This is a genomic window from Streptomyces sp. MI02-7b (genome assembly GCF_033793585.1).
GTDB lineage: Bacteria > Actinomycetota > Actinomycetes > Streptomycetales > Streptomycetaceae > Actinacidiphila.
The window spans coordinates 1-14,189 of record NZ_JARAWX010000020.1; the positions used below are offsets into that span (position 1 = coordinate 1).

A 14,189-nucleotide genomic window follows, 5' to 3' on the forward strand; every position below is an offset into this window, starting at 1 on the left:
TAGAGTGCAGTCGCGAGGGTGTCTATCTCGGTCGTCACACACTGAGAGTGGACACCCTCGCCTTATCTCGTGGCCGAACCCTTGGAATCGATCATCTAGCCGGCGCCGCCGCCCCCGCCCGCGTACTTCGCCAGGAAGTCCGTGACGGTGGCCCAGTTGGCGTCGTCGGTGAGCATGCCCACCCCGTGCATGGGACCGTTGACGATCTCCAGCCGGTTCTCGGGGGCCTTCTTCGTCGCCTTGTGCAGGGCCTTGCCCGCCTCCGCGAACCGGGTGTCGCCGGCCGCGGCCATGTAGAGCACCGGCGCCGTCAGGCGGGGCACCGCCGAACCGGCGTCCGTCACCCCGTAGTACTCGGGGGCGGACAGCGAGACCACGGCGTCCACCGGCGGGCTCACCTCCACGGCCCCCGCCAGGACTCCCGTGCCGCCCTTGGACGCGCCCATGAGCAGCACGTGCCGGGCGCCCTTGGCGCGCAGCAGCTTCACCCCGGCGACGACCTCCGGCACCTCGCTCCCGTTGGAGTCGACGACCAGGACGCGGTAGCCGTCCTCGACCAGCAGGTCCGCCTGCGGCATCCACTGGCACAGGTCGCCGTCCGACTGGTGCATCAGCAGCACGGCGGCGGCGCCCTTGCCCCCGAGCCAGGCGTCCACCGGGTTGCCCTCGGTGTCGTCGTAGGACGTGCTCCCCGCCTTCGCCTGGGCCTCGGTGAGGCACCCGAAGTCCTCCGGTGGCGTGGCCTCGGCAGCGGCCTTCCCGTCGCCTCCGCCCCCGCACCCCGCGAGCAGCAGGACGGCGGCCAACGGGGCGCACACACGGACTCGGACCATGAATGACATGGCCCCGAGCGTGGAGGTTGGACTAGACCAACGTCAAGATATCCGCAGCCCGTCGAACGCCAACCGCACCACGGCGTCCACGACCGCCGCGTCCTCCTGCTCGGGCGCTTCCGCCGGAGCCCCGGCGTCCGCCGCGCCCCCGGTGCCGGGCACATGGGGCCGGTACCACTCGACCAGGGAGTTGATCATTCCGAAGAGCAGCCTGGTGGCGAGCCTCGGCGCCACGTCCGCCCGCAGGTCGCCCTCCGCCACCGCGGCCTTCAGCAGGGCGGCGACCCGGTGGTCGAACTCCCTGCGGCGCTCCATGGCCCAGCGCTCGGTCTTGGTGTTGCCGCGCACCCGCAGCAGCAGGGTGACGTAGGGCAGTTCCGCCATCAGCACCTCGGTGGTGCGCCGCGTGACGTACTCCAGCCGCTCGACAGCGCGCCCGCGCCGCGCCTCCGGCTCCTCCAGGATGCCGAACAGCCCGTCCAGGGCACGCCCGACGGCCCGCTGCAAGAGCTCCTCCTTGCCCCGCACATGGTGGTAGATGGAGGACTTGGAGATGCCGGCGGCCTGCGACAGATGCTCCATGGACGTGCCGTCGTAGCCGCGCTCATTGAAGACCCGCACGGCGACGGCCAGCAGCGAGTCCGGAGTGTAGGTGTCCCGCTTGGGGGCGGGGGTGTCGCGCTGTGCCATGGTCATGATTAGAGCAGTCTCCCCTCGGCGGCCGCTCGGCGGATCAGCAGGCGGGACGGCGCGTAACGGCCGGTGGGGCAGGCCTCGTCCAGACTGCGCAGCACATCGACGACCCACGCCGGACCCAGTTCGTCCCCCCACGCCAGCGGACCGCGCGGGTAGTTCACACCCATCCGCATCGCGGCGTCGATGTCCTGCGGCGACGCCACGCCGCGGGCCACCGCGTCCGCGGCGAAGTCCACGAGCATCGCCACGGTGCGCGCGACGATCATGCCCGGTGCGTCGTCGATGACGCTGACCTTCTTGCCCAGCGCCTGGAAGAGCCCGATCGCGGCCCGGACCGTCTCCGGGCGGCCGGTGTCGGCCGGGGCGAGGGCGACGCGGGTGGCGGCACGGTAGTCCAGCGCCAGGTCGAACTGCACCCAGTCGCCCGGCCGGTCCCTCTCGGTGGGGTCCGGCGTGGCCGCGACCCCGTTGGCCAGGTACAGCTGCCCGCCCCCGGGCAGTTCCACCCAGGCGTCGAAGGGGTCGGAGAAGTCGCCGGCCACCACCTCGATGCCCGCCTCGGCGATCAGCTCGGGCAGCACTGCGGCCGGCCCGAAAGCGCTCATGCGCACGGTCACCTTGGAAGGCGGCTTCTCAGGCCCGGCCGTGTGCGGCTCGGGCAGGGGCGCGCCCGGCGTGTGGTCGTACCACCCGTGCCCCGCCTTGCGGCCCAGCCGCCCGGACTCCACCAGGCGGCGCTGCGCGAGGGAGGGGGTGAACTTCGGGTCCTGGAAGTAGGAATCCCACACCGACCGCGTGACGGCCTCGTTCACGTCCTGGCCGATCAGGTCCGTCAGCTCGAAGGGCCCCATACGGAAGCCGCCGCTCTCCCGCAGCACGGCGTCGATGGTGGCCGGGTCCGCGACCCGCTCCTCGTACAGCCGGAACGCCTCGGCGTAGAAGGGGCGCGCGACGCGGTTGACGATGAAGCCGGGGGTGTCGGTGCAGCGCACCGGCGTCTTGCCCCAGGCGGCGGCGGTGTCGTACGCGACCTGGGCGGCCGCCTCGTCGGTGGCGGCGCCGGAGACCACCTCCACCAGAGGGAGCAGCGGCGCGGGGTTGAAGAAGTGCAGGCCCACGAAACGGCCCGGAAGGCGCAGGGCGCCGCCCACGGCGGTGACCGACAGGGACGAGGTGTTGGTGGCCAGCAGGCAGTCCTCGGGAACCACGCTCTCCAGCGCGGTGAAGAGCTGCTGCTTGGCGCCGAGCTCCTCCAGGATCGCCTCGACGACCAGCGACACGCCCGCCAGGTCCTCGATCGCCTGCGCGGCCGCCAGCCGGCCGCGTGCCGCGTCGCGCTCCGCGGCGGTCATGCGGCCCTTCTCCACCAGCCGGTCCAGCCGCTCCGCTATGGCCCGCTCGGCCTGCTCGGCGCGGCCCGGCCCGGCGTCGTAGAGCCGTACCGAGTGGCCCGCGACCAGTGCGACCTGGGCGATTCCCTGGCCCATGATGCCCGTGCCGACAACCGCGATCGTGCTGGATCGGTCAAGAGCACTCATCGTCGCCTCTGCTCCTCGCCACTTGTCCACAGCTTCGGCAGGCCCCCTTGTCCCGACCGAACATTCGGTTAATCTAGCCGTGTTGCCAGCACCCTGCCCACCCGTAGCACCAGCTCGACGAGGAGTTGGCCCCCATGGCTGCCGTTCTCACCGCTGTCCCGCTGATCGAAAAGCATCGCGAGACACTCGACAAGGCCCTCGAGGCAATCCGTACTCGCGAGTACTGGTCTCCGTACCCCGAGCACCCCAAGGCATACGCCGACGCCGAGACCGGCAGGACCGCGTTCGACGCCCTCCACGGCACCCGCTTCGACCTGGACCAGCCCGGCACCGACGGCTGGACCGGCGGCGAGGTCTCCCCGTACGGCATCGAGCTCGGCGTGGAGTACCCGCATCCCGACGTGGACGTGCTGCTCCCCGCGATGCGGGCGGCGATGCCGGCCTGGCGCGAGGCCGGGCCCGAGACGCGCGCCCTGGTCTGCCTGGAGATCCTGGCGCGGATCAACGCGCGCACCACGGAGCTGGCCCACGCGGTCATGCACACCTCCGGCCAGGCCTTCATGATGGCCTTCCAGGCCGGTGGCCCCCACGCCCAGGACCGCGGCCTGGAAGCCGTCGCGTACGCCTACGCGGAGCAGGTGCGCACCCCGGGCGCGGCCGAGTGGACCAAGCCGCAGGGCAAGCGGGACCCGCTGGTCCTGCGCAAGGAGTTCACCGCGGTGCCGCGCGGCGTCGCCCTGGTGATCGGCTGCAACACCTTCCCGACGTGGAACGGCTACCCGGGCCTGTTCGCCTCGCTGGCCACCGGCAATCCGGTGCTGGTCAAGCCGCACCCGCGGGCCGTGCTGCCGCTGGCGCTGACCGTGCGCATCGCGCGCGAGGTGCTCGCCGAGGCCGGCTTCGACCCGAACCTGGTGTGCCTGGCCGCCGAGCGCCCGGGCGAGGGCCTGGCCAAGACGCTGGCCCTGCGGCCGGAGATCCGCATCATCGACTACACCGGTTCCACCGCCTTCGGCGACTGGCTGGAGGCCAACGCCCGCCAGGCGCAGGTCTACACCGAGAAGGCCGGCGTCAACACCGTCCTGATCGACTCCACGGACGACTACAAGGGCCTGCTCTCCAACCTGGCCTTCTCGCTGTCGCTCTACAGCGGTCAGATGTGCACCACCCCGCAGAACTTCCTCATCCCCCGTGACGGCGTGGCGACCGACGCCGGGCACAAGAGCTTCGACGAGGTGACGGCCGACCTCGCGGCGGCCGTGAGCGGCCTGCTCGGCGACGACGCCCGCGCCAACGCCCTGCTCGGCGCCCTGGTCAACCCCGACGTCAAGGCCCGGCTGGAGGCCGCCGCCTCCCTCGGCGAGGTCTCCCTCGCCTCGCGCGAGGTCGCGCACCCCGAGTTCCCCGGCGCCGTGGTCCGCACCCCGCTGATGGTCAAGCTGGACGGCGCCAAGCCGGACGACGAGGCGGCCTACATGTCGGAGTGCTTCGGCCCGGTGTCCTTCGCCGTGGCCGTGGACTCCACGGACGACGCGCTGGAGCTCCTGCGCCGCACGGTGCGCGAGAAGGGCGCGATGACGGTCGGCGCGTACACGACCTCCCCCGAGGTGGAGCGGAAGGCCGAGGAGGTCTGCCTGGAGGAGGCCGCCCAGCTCTCCCTCAACCTGACCGGCGGGGTGTACGTGAACCAGACGGCCGCGTTCTCCGACTTCCACGGCTCCGGCGGCAACCCGGCCGCCAACGCCGCGCTGTGCGACGGCGCCTTCGTCGCGAACCGCTTCCGGGTCATCGAGGTCCGCCGCCCGGCCTGATCCGCGAGCCCACACCAGCGCCCCGTCCGGAGTAGCCCTGTCACTCCGGACGGGGCTCCTTTGTGCGCGCGTGATGGCGCGACGCCTTGGCGCGGTTGCCGCACACCGCCATGGAGCACCAGCGGCGCCTGCGGTTCTGCGACGTGTCGAAGAAGTGCAGGATGCACCGGTCGTGGGCGCAGGCCCGGATCCGCGCCGGATCGGCGGCCAGCAGCCCCAGGTAGTCGTCGACGGCGATCCACGCTGCCCGCCAGGCCGGGAGGTCGGTCTCGACCTCCTCCGCCGGACGTCCGTCCGGGCCGACGAAGCGCTGTACCCGCCCATGGGCGAGTACGGCGTTGAGCCCGTCCAGGGCCTCCCGCGACGGCGCCCCGGGGTCGCGCACCGCCACCGCGAGCGCCTCGCGAGCGGCCAGCACGGCCTCCAGCGCCGCCGCGTCGTCCGGGCAGCGTCCCGCCAGCCCGTTCGCCTCCAGCCAGACCGTCAGGCCGTCGGGCCCGGTCAGCAGGTCCCGTACCTCGTCACCCGCCATCCACCGGGTGTTGAGGAGGTCGAGCGAGACGGGTTCCCCGAGCAGCGGACGCGGGTCGATCACGGGCGGCATGGACCTCACCCTAACCCTTTCGACGACTGACACTGGTTGACTCCACCCAGACTAACCCTTACGTTCGTAAAGAACGGTTAGCCTGGACGGGCCGGGCGACCACGACCGAGGGAGCCACCGCCTCATGTCCACCGCCGCCGCACCCGCCTCCCTGCACACGGGCCACGTCGGACTCAACGTCACCGACCTCGACCGCTCCGTCGCCTTCTACCAGCGGGTCTTCGGATTCGAGGCCGCCGAGGGCGCCGACGGGGAGCGCCGCTGGGCGTTCCTGTCCCTGGGCGGGACCCTCGTTCTGACCCTGTGGCAGCAGAGCGAGGGCGACTTCGCCGTCTCCCGGCCGGGCCTGCACCACCTGTCCTTCCGGGTCGACTCGGTCGAGGAGGTCCGCGCCGCCGAGGACGTACTGCGCGGGCTCGGCGCCTCCTTCGCCCACGACGGTGTGGTCCCCCACCGGGAGGGCGGCTCGTCCGGCGGCATCTTCTTCGCCGACCCGGACGGCATCCGGCTGGAGATCTTCACCGACTCCGGCGCCGGCACCGCCCCCGCGCCACACGAGGCCGCCCCCACCTGCGGATTCTTCTGAGCACGCGACCGCACCGCCGCACCACCGCGCGAAGGACCCACGCGCACGTCCCGATCCGACCCGCCCCACCCAGGAAGGACCCGGCATGACGACAGCCCCGTCGAGCACGTACCACCCCGGCGAACGGGCCGTACAGGCCCGCGCCGGCGTCCTCGTCCGCGCCGACCACGTCGGGCGCGGCATCCGTGACGACGTGCCGGCCGTCGCCGCGGCTTTCCTGGAACAGCGCCGGATGATCGTCGTCGGCGCCGCCGACGAGCGGGGACGGCTGTGGGCCTCGCTGCTGACCGGGCCGCCCGGCTTCGTGCGCTCCCCCGACGTGCGCACGCTCACCGTCGCCGCCCGGCCGCACCCCGACGACCCGCTGGCCGCGACCCTCGACGGCCCGGCCCGCGTCGGGCTCATCGCCGTCGAGCCGGAGGCCCGGCGGCGCATGCGGGTCAACGGCAGCGCGCGCCCGGACGGCGACGGCCTGCTGATCCGCGCCGAGCAGGTGTACGCCAACTGCCCCAAGTACATCCAGCGACGGGAGCTGACGGCCGCGGGGCTGCCCCCGGCGACCGGCGGCAGGGTCACGCGCGGCACCGGGCTGACCGCGGACCAGCAGGACCGGATCCGCGCCGCGGACACCTTCTTCGTCGCGACGGCCGGCCCCGACGGCGCCGCCGACGCCTCGCATCGCGGCGGCAACCCCGGCTTCGTGACGGTGACGGACGCCCACCGGCTGCGCTGGCCGGACTACAGCGGCAACTCCATGTTCATGACGCTCGGCAACATCACCACCAGGCCCGCCGCCGGGCTGCTCTTCCCCGACTGGCGGACCGGCGGCGTCCTCATGCTGACCGGCACGGCGCGTGTCGCATGGGACCGCGACCCGGACGGCGAGGACGGGCGCGGCGTGGACTTCACGGTCACCGAGGCCGTCGAGCTGCCCGGCATCAGCACCCTGCGCTGGGGCGCCCCCGAGTTCTCCCCCGCCAATCCGCCCGTCCGGGAGGCCTGAGCACTACCCCTAGGCTGAGGCCATGAGCACGGACGACACCCGGCGGATCACCCGGGAATGGCGGGAGGCCGCCCCCGGGGCCGTCCTGCTGGACGGCTTCCACGCGCTGAAGCACGCGCTGCGCTTCGGGGCCCGGATCCACTCCGTGCTCACGTCCGACAAGGCCGCGGTCCTGGCCCTGGCGGCCGATCTGGCCGAGGACGTCGCCGCGGCCGTCGATGCCCTGGCCGTCGAGGTCCCGGCCGCCACCCTGCGCGAACTGGTGCCCCGGATCCACCCGACCGGCATCGCCGCGCTCGCCTCCCGCCCGGACCGGGAGGCGAATCTGCGCGTCCTGTCCGAGCGGCCCCGCCGGGCTCCTGTTGTCGTCCTCGACGGCCCGCGCAACCTCGGCAACGTCGGCGCCGTCATCCGTCTCGCGGCCGGTTTCGGCGCCACCGGCGTCGTCACGGTCGGCGGCCCCGACGACCTGGACCCCTGGCACCCGAACGTCGTCCGGGCCGGGGCCGGCCTGCACTACGCGACCGCCGTGGAGCGCCTGCCGCTCGACGCGCTGCCCCCGGGCCCGCTCTACGCGCTGGACCCCGAGGGTGAGGACATCCGCCGCGTCGCCCTCCCCGACGACGCGCTGCTCGTCTTCGGCTCGGAGCGGCACGGGATCTCTCCCCGCCTGCGGGATCGCGCCACCCGGCTGCTGGCCGTGCCCATGCGCCCCCAGGTCTCCAGCTTCAACCTCGCGACCACGGTCGGCATGGCCCTGTTCCACTGGCTGCCGGACCCGGCCTCCGGGGCCGCGGGCGTCACACCGGCAGGTCCGTAGGCGCGGGCTCCGTACCCGGCTCCGCCCGCCCGCGTCCGGGACCCGGCACCACGGCACGCTCGCCGGTGCCGGCGCGGCCTGCCGGGCCGCGGCGCGTTGGCCGGCCCAGGCGGTCGCCCGCCCAGCGCAGGAAGCCCGTGGGCAGGAAGACCGCGTCGGCCGCGATCATCGCCATCGAGAAGAACGGCAGGCCGAGGAGGAAGGCGATCGAGGCGTGCTCGACGATCATGAGCGCGAGCAGCGCGTTCTTCACCCGGCGGTTGAAGAGGGTGAAGGGGAAGGCGACCTGGACGATCACCGTCCCGTACGTGATCGCCATGACCACCAGACCGCTGCTCGCCATGGCGTGCGACAGCTCCGGCCACGGGCTGAAGTCGTCCAGGTGGAGCGGGTAGTACAGGGCGGTGCCGTCCTGCCAGCGCGACCCCTGGATCTTGTACCAGCCCGCGGTCGCGTAGATCAGGCACACCTCGACGACGACGACCAGCATCGCCGCGTTGTGCGTGATGTTGGCGAACACGTCAAGGAGAGTGCGGGGCTCGCCGGGCGCGTAGCGGCGCACGGCCCACCACACCGCCTGCAGCAACAGGACGCCCCACAGGAGCGGCGTCCAGCCGAGCCACGGCAGCAGGCCGTCGGTCCAGCTCAGACCGGTACGGCCGAGCAGTTGGGCGATCAGGAGGAACATCCCCAGGACGGCCCACAGGGCGATTCCGGCGGCGTCGCCGTCCCGCTCGTCCCCGCTCCGCGCGCGACGGCGGGCGTCGAGCGACCACACCTGGCCGCAGCGGGTGAAGACCAGGTAGATCGCCATCAGGTGGATGACGTTGTCGCCGCCGTCACCCATGAACACGCTGCGGTTCTGCAGCGACAGCACGCCGGCCATGAACAGCAGCGACGCGGTCCTGGTGCGCCAGCCCAGCAGCAGCATGGCGCTCGCGGCGATGGAGGCGGCGTAGACGAACTCGAACCAGACCCTGCCGTCGCCCCACAGCAGGACGGTGAAGGCGTGGTTGTCCGCGATCAGCCGGCTCGCCTGGGCGTAGCCCCACACGCCGTCGGGTCCGTAGAGCTCGTGGCGGTGCGGGAACTCGCGGAGCAGGAACAGCAGCCAGGTCAGCGCCATACCGATCCGGACGACGGCGCTCTGGTACGGGCCGATGGCGGTGCCGGTGACGCGGACGAGGGCGCGGGTCAGACCGCGGTCGGCCGCGGTGGCCAGGCCCGTGAAGGGCGAGGGCACCGCGGACGGGTCCTGAGCGGGTGCCGGGGCCGGGACGGGCGCGGGGGAGACGGCGGCGGAGTGGTCCGGGGAGTGCACGGGCTCGCTCACGACGCGTCCCCCTGCCCCGCGGCAGCGGCCTGGTCCCGCGGAGTGACGTTCCACCACGGGAGCACCTGGAAGCTGGTGCGCGTGTCGGTGTTCTCGGGGCTCCAGACCGGTGCCGCGACCGCCGTCGTACCGGTGCGCACCTGGACCCGTTCCAGGTCGTCGCTGCCCAGCCGGTGGCCGAGCCGTCGCTCGACGATCCGCTGCAGGTACTCCTTGCTGAGGTCGCCGCGCAGACCGATCGGCTTGTTCTGGTCACCGTGCGTGGTGCTGTAGAAGGTCCAGGCCCGCCGGAGCTCGTTCTGCTCGGTGTGGCTCGGGGCGATGCTGTGGCGGATCGCGACGATGTCCATGGCCGTGAGGTCGATCCAGCCGGTGGTCCGCACGGTGACGTGGGGCCCGCGGACGTCGGCGCGGGCCCAGACGTGGACGTTCTGCTGGAGCGGGTTGGGCGCGAAGAGCTTCCAGTTCTGCTCGAACTCGGGGTAGACGTAGTCGCCGACCAGGTCGCCGTGCTGCTTGGAGAGCGTGTTCTGCGGGGCGACGTGCAGGAACACCATGAGGAGGTGCACGGCCACCCCGACCACCGCCGCGGCCAGCGCCAGCGCGACCGCGACCCGGGAGGCCCGCGACAGCGCGAATATCCCGGTCGCTCCCCCGGGCCCTTCGGGTGGCTCCATGGTGGCTCCCGCTCCTGTTCCGCGTGTTCCCGGCGTATTCGATGTCTCCGGCGCATCCGGTGCATCCAGTGCATCCGGCGCGTCCGGCGTACCGCTGGGTCCACTCAGCACGGAACGGTACTCATGCCACGCGTCGGCGGTACAGCCATCCCGGTCTTCGCCGGCCGATCGACGCCTCCCGCCGGCGCCTGGGGAGGGCTGCGCGCGCACCGCGACGGAGGCCGGGGGAACCTGCCGCGCGGTTTTCCACAGGCCCCGCCCGGCCTTGACACTCTCACGGGCACCCCCGACCATTGAACCGAACGATCGGTCGGTCGGGAGGGAAGGGGCCTCGCATGACGACAGCGGCCACGGCCGGGGAGAGCACGGAGACCGCGGAAACGGAATCCGGACTTCTCTCCGCCTTCGACGCGGCGGTCGCCGCCGAAGCGAGGATCGAGCCTCGCGACTGGATGCCGGACGCCTACCGGGCCACGCTGGTCCGGCAGATGGCACAGCACGCCCACTCCGAGATCATCGGCATGCAGCCGGAGGCCAACTGGATCACCCGCGCGCCCTCCCTGCGGCGCAAGGCCATCCTCATGGCCAAGGTCCAGGACGAGGCCGGCCACGGGCTCTACCTCTACAGCGCCACCGAGACCCTCGGCGTCAGCCGCGACGAGCTGCTGGACAAGCTCCACGCCGGCCGCCAGCGCTACTCCTCGATCTTCAACTACCCCACGCTGACCTGGGCCGACGTCGGCGCCATCGGCTGGCTCGTGGACGGCGCCGCGATCACCAACCAGGTGCCGCTGTGCCGCTGCTCCTACGGCCCGTACGCGCGCGCCATGATCCGCATCTGCAAGGAGGAGTCCTTCCACCAGCGCCAGGGGTACGAGCTGCTGCTCGCCCTCAGCAAGGGCACCGCCGAGCAGCACGCCATGGCGCAGGACGCCGTCGACCGCTGGTGGTGGCCCTCGCTGATGATGTTCGGCCCTCCGGACGGCGAGTCCGCCCACTCCGCCCAGTCCACGACCTGGAAGATCAAGCGGCACTCCAACGACGAGCTGCGCCAGCGCTTCGTGGACATCTGCGTCCCCCAGGCCGAGATCCTCGGCCTCACCCTCCCCGACCCCGACCTGCGGTGGAACGAGGAGCGCGGCGCCCATGACTACGGAGCCATCGACTGGACCGAGTTCCAGGAAGTCCTGCGCGGCAACGGTCCGTGCAACGAACAGCGCCTGACCCAGCGGCGCACCGCCCACGAAGAGGGCGCCTGGGTGCGTGAGGCGGCGACCGCCCACGCGGCCAAGCAGCGAGCGGCCGGTCGCACGGCCGGGCACGAAGGGGGAGAGCGATGACGACCAGCGCCCAGGAGTGGCCGCTGTGGGAGGTCTTCGTCCGCAGCCGACGCGGACTGAGCCACACCCACGCCGGCAGCCTGCACGCCCCGGACGCCGCCATGGCGCTGCGGCAGGCCCGGGACCTGTACACCCGGCGCAGCGAGGGCGTGTCCATCTGGGTGGTCCCGTCCACCGAGATCACCGCCTCGTCGCCCGACGAGAAGGACCCCTTCTTCGCCCCGTCCGCCGACAAGCCCTACCGGCACCCGACCTTCTACGAGATCCCCGAGGGGGTGCAGCACCTGTGAAGGCCGCGATCGCACTGGGGGACGACGCGCTGGTGCTCGCCCAGCGCCTGGGGGAGTGGGCGGGGCACGCCCCCGTCCTGGAGGAAGAGGTCGCCCTCGCCAACATCGCCCTCGACCTGCTGGGCCAGGCCCGCGTCCTGCTCTCCCTCGCCGGTGACGAGGACGAGCTCGCCTACCTGCGCGAGGAGCGGGAGTTCCGCAACCTCCAGCTCGTCGAGCAGCCCAACGGCGACTTCGCCCACACCATCGCCCGCCAGCTCTACTTCTCCGTCCACCAGGAGCTGATGTACGGCGAACTGGCCCGCGCCAAGGGCGGCCCCGAGGTGGCCGACCTGGCCGCGCTCGCCGGCAAGGCCGTCAAGGAGGTCGCCTACCACCGCGACCACGCCGTCCAGTGGACGCTGCGTCTCGGCGACGGCACCGACGAGAGCCACACGCGGATGCAGCGCGCCCTGGACACCCTGTGGCGCTACACCGGCGAGATGTTCCAGCCCGTCGAGGGCCTGCCGGTCTCCCTCCCGGAGCTGCGCGAACCCTGGCTCGCCGCCCTCTCCGACGTCCTCGGGCGGGCCACGCTGACCCTCCCCGAGGGCCCCAGCGTGACCCCCTGGTCCGCCGGGGCCGGCCGGCAGGGCATCCACACCGAGCCGTTCGGCCGGATGCTCGCGGAGATGCAGCATCTCCACCGCGCACACCCGGGGGCGACATGGTGACCACCGGCCTCAGCGCGCTGGAGGCGGAGCTGCGCGCCGCCGTCGGCGCAGTGCCCGACCCCGAGCTGCCCGTCCTCACCCTGGAGGACCTCGGCATCCTGCGGGACGTGCACCTCACCGGCCCCGTCAGCGTCGAGGTCGAGCTCACCCCCACCTACACCGCCTGTCCCGCCCTGGACACCATGGCCGCGGACGTGACGCAGGTGCTGCGCGAGCACGGCATGACCGAGGTGTCGGTCCGCACGGTGCTGTCACCGCCCTGGTCCACCGACGCGATCACCGACGAGGGCCGCCGCAAGCTCACCGAGTACGGCATCGCTCCCCCGCGGACGACCGCGCCCGGCGGCGGGCCGATACCCCTGGAGCTCGCGGTGCGCTGCCCGCACTGCGGCTCCCTCGACACCGTCCTGCTCAACCGCTTCTCCTCCACCTCGTGCAAGTCACTGCGCCGCTGCGAGAGCTGCCGCGAGCCGTTCGACCACTTCAAGGAGCTGTAGATGGCACCCGTCCCCGGGGCGCATGGCGCCTTCCACCCGCTGCGGGTGGCGGAGGTCGACCGGCTCACGGACGACGCAGTGGCCGTCACCCTCGAAGTGCCCGAGGAACTGGGCGAGATCTACCGCTTCGCCCCCGGCCAGCACATCGCGCTGCGCCTCAGGGCCGACGGCCGCGAGATCCGGCGGACGTACTCGCTGTGCGACCCGGCACCGCACGGAACCGCGCCGCGCACTCTGCGGGTGGGCGTGCGGCTCGTGGAGGAGGGCGAGTTCTCGACCTTCGCCCACAAGGAACTGGCGGTGGGCGACCTGCTGGAGGCGATGAGCCCGGCCGGGCGCTTCGTCCTCCATCCGCGCCCGGGGCACTTCGCGGCGGTCGTCGGCGGCAGCGGGATCACTCCCGTGCTGTCGATCGTCTCCACCCTGCTGGCCCGTCAGCGGGAGGCCCGGTTCTGCCTGATACGCAGCGACAGGACCGCCGCGTCCACGATGTTCCTCGAAGAGGTCGCCGACCTGAAGGACCGTTACCCGGACCGTTTCCAGCTGGTCACCGTGCTCTCCCGCGAGGAGCAGCAGGCGGGGCTGCCGTCCGGGCGGCTCGACGAGGAGCGGCTGACCGGTCTGCTGCCGGCGCTGCTGCCGGTCGGGCGGATCGACGGCTGGTTCCTGTGCGGCCCCTACGGGCTGGTGCAGGGTGCCGAGCGGGCGCTGCGCGGCCTGGGGGTGGCCCGCGGCCGCATCCACGAGGAGATCTTCCACGTGGACGCCGCACCGGTGGCCACCCCGGTCGCCGGAGTCCGCGAGGGCGCCACCGTGCGGGCGACCCTCGACGGGCGCGCCGGCAGCTGGCCCTCGCAGGGCGGTGAGTCGGTGCTGGAGACGGTGCTGCGCAACCGGGCCGACGCTCCGTACGCCTGCAAGGGCGGGGTGTGCGGGACCTGCCGGTCCCGGCTGGTCTCCGGAGAGGTGCGGATGGACCGCAACTTCGCGCTGGAGCCCGAGGAGATCGAGGCGGGATACGTGCTGGCCTGCCAGTCGCACCCGGTCACCTCCTCGGTGGAGGTGGACTTCGACGCCTGACCTCGCGGCCGGGCGGGCCCGGCCGCCGGCTCAGAGCACGTACGCCTGGTCGCCGCCGTCCGCCACCAGCGGGCGGCCCGCGGCCTCCCAGCCGAGCATGCCGCCGTCGACGTTCACCGCGTCGATCCCCTGCGCGAGCAGGTACTGCGCGACCTGCGCCGAACGGCCGCCGACGCGGCACACCACGTGCACGCGACGGTCCTCCGGCAGCTCCCCGAGGCGGGCCACGACCTCACCCATGGGGATGTGGACCGCGCGCTCGGCGTGGCCGGCGTTCCACTCGTCGTGCTCCCGGACGTCCAGCAGGTAGCCGTCGGCCGGCACCTGGGCGGGGTCCACCGCGGGCAGCTGGGCGTTGAACATGGAAA

Annotated in this window: 16 protein-coding genes; 9 read left to right on the forward strand and 7 right to left on the reverse strand. The window is 72.8% G+C overall.

What is annotated here, in order from left to right; genetic code table 11:
• Window positions 1-95: 95 nt before the first annotated feature.
• From PV364_RS28630 to PV364_RS28640, 3 genes are read right to left on the reverse strand one after another with little or no spacing between them, the layout of a single operon-like run.
• The gene (locus tag PV364_RS28630) at window positions 96-842 is read right to left on the reverse strand and encodes a hypothetical protein (protein ID WP_319663279.1); all 747 of its coding nucleotides are present in this window, start codon (window positions 840-842) and stop codon (window positions 96-98) included.
• 33 nt (window positions 843-875) lie between these two features.
• The gene (locus tag PV364_RS28635) at window positions 876-1,529 is read right to left on the reverse strand and encodes a TetR/AcrR family transcriptional regulator (RefSeq protein WP_319663280.1); all 654 of its coding nucleotides are present in this window, start codon (window positions 1,527-1,529) and stop codon (window positions 876-878) included.
• 2 nt (window positions 1,530-1,531) lie between these two features.
• Window positions 1,532-3,067 (reverse strand): 3-hydroxyacyl-CoA dehydrogenase, encoded by a 1,536-nt coding sequence (locus PV364_RS28640; RefSeq protein WP_319663281.1) that lies wholly within the window; start codon window positions 3,065-3,067, stop codon window positions 1,532-1,534.
• A gap of 134 nt (window positions 3,068-3,201) precedes the next feature.
• On the opposite strand from PV364_RS28640, the gene paaN reads away from it, so the two are divergent.
• On the forward strand, window positions 3,202-4,878 hold the full coding sequence (gene paaN / locus PV364_RS28645) for a phenylacetic acid degradation protein PaaN (RefSeq protein WP_319663282.1): 1,677 nt from the start codon (window positions 3,202-3,204) through the stop codon (window positions 4,876-4,878).
• Window positions 4,879-4,918: 40 nt separating this feature from the next.
• On the opposite strand, the gene PV364_RS28650 is transcribed toward paaN, so the two are convergent.
• Window positions 4,919-5,482, reverse strand: a complete 564-nt coding sequence (locus tag PV364_RS28650; protein ID WP_319663283.1) for a CGNR zinc finger domain-containing protein — start codon at window positions 5,480-5,482, stop codon at window positions 4,919-4,921.
• Between the two features lie 124 nt (window positions 5,483-5,606).
• Here PV364_RS28650 and PV364_RS28655 point away from each other — a divergent pair, with 124 nt between their 5' ends.
• From PV364_RS28655 to PV364_RS28665, 3 genes are all read left to right on the forward strand, one after another.
• Window positions 5,607-6,068, forward strand: coding sequence for a VOC family protein (locus PV364_RS28655; protein ID WP_319663284.1), 462 nt, complete (start codon window positions 5,607-5,609; stop codon window positions 6,066-6,068).
• Between the two features lie 85 nt (window positions 6,069-6,153).
• The gene (locus PV364_RS28660) at window positions 6,154-7,071 is read left to right on the forward strand and encodes a pyridoxamine 5'-phosphate oxidase family protein (RefSeq protein ID WP_319663285.1); all 918 of its coding nucleotides are present in this window, start codon (window positions 6,154-6,156) and stop codon (window positions 7,069-7,071) included.
• Between the two features lie 22 nt (window positions 7,072-7,093).
• Window positions 7,094-7,891, forward strand: a complete 798-nt coding sequence (locus PV364_RS28665; protein ID WP_319663286.1) for a TrmH family RNA methyltransferase — start codon at window positions 7,094-7,096, stop codon at window positions 7,889-7,891.
• Here PV364_RS28665 and PV364_RS28670 read toward each other — a convergent pair.
• Both PV364_RS28670 and PV364_RS28675 read right to left on the reverse strand, forming a co-directional pair.
• On the reverse strand, window positions 7,872-9,224 hold the full coding sequence (locus tag PV364_RS28670) for an HTTM domain-containing protein (protein ID WP_415924619.1): 1,353 nt from the start codon (window positions 9,222-9,224) through the stop codon (window positions 7,872-7,874). The two genes, PV364_RS28665 and PV364_RS28670, sit on opposite strands and share 20 nt — an antisense overlap.
• A complete protein-coding gene (locus PV364_RS28675) occupies window positions 9,221-9,901 on the reverse strand; it encodes a DUF5819 family protein (RefSeq protein ID WP_319663287.1) in 681 nt (226 codons plus the stop codon). The genes PV364_RS28670 and PV364_RS28675 overlap by 4 nt, the downstream gene beginning before the upstream one ends.
• Before the next feature lie 335 nt (window positions 9,902-10,236).
• Here PV364_RS28675 and paaA point away from each other — a divergent pair, with 335 nt between their 5' ends.
• The 5 genes from paaA to PV364_RS28700 are packed head-to-tail and all read left to right on the forward strand — an operon-like array spanning window position 10,237 to window position 13,821.
• Complete coding sequence (gene paaA / locus PV364_RS28680; RefSeq protein ID WP_319663288.1) at window positions 10,237-11,241, forward strand: 1,2-phenylacetyl-CoA epoxidase subunit PaaA; 1,005 nt, start codon at window positions 10,237-10,239, stop codon at window positions 11,239-11,241.
• Window positions 11,238-11,531: a 1,2-phenylacetyl-CoA epoxidase subunit PaaB gene (gene paaB / locus PV364_RS28685; RefSeq protein ID WP_319663289.1), complete on the forward strand. Its 294-nt coding sequence runs from the start codon at window positions 11,238-11,240 to the stop codon at window positions 11,529-11,531. Before paaA ends, paaB begins: the two co-directional genes overlap by 4 nt.
• The gene (gene paaC / locus PV364_RS28690) at window positions 11,528-12,244 is read left to right on the forward strand and encodes a 1,2-phenylacetyl-CoA epoxidase subunit PaaC (protein WP_319663290.1); all 717 of its coding nucleotides are present in this window, start codon (window positions 11,528-11,530) and stop codon (window positions 12,242-12,244) included. Before paaB ends, paaC begins: the two co-directional genes overlap by 4 nt.
• Window positions 12,238-12,741 (forward strand): 1,2-phenylacetyl-CoA epoxidase subunit PaaD, encoded by a 504-nt coding sequence (paaD, locus tag PV364_RS28695; RefSeq protein WP_319663291.1) that lies wholly within the window; start codon window positions 12,238-12,240, stop codon window positions 12,739-12,741. The genes paaC and paaD overlap by 7 nt, the downstream gene beginning before the upstream one ends.
• Window positions 12,742-13,821 (forward strand): 2Fe-2S iron-sulfur cluster-binding protein, encoded by a 1,080-nt coding sequence (locus PV364_RS28700; protein WP_319663292.1) that lies wholly within the window; start codon window positions 12,742-12,744, stop codon window positions 13,819-13,821.
• Window positions 13,822-13,851: 30 nt separating this feature from the next.
• On the opposite strand, the gene PV364_RS28705 is transcribed toward PV364_RS28700, so the two are convergent.
• Window positions 13,852-14,184, reverse strand: a complete 333-nt coding sequence (locus PV364_RS28705) for a rhodanese-like domain-containing protein (protein WP_319663293.1) — start codon at window positions 14,182-14,184, stop codon at window positions 13,852-13,854.
• Window positions 14,185-14,189 lie beyond the last annotated feature (5 nt).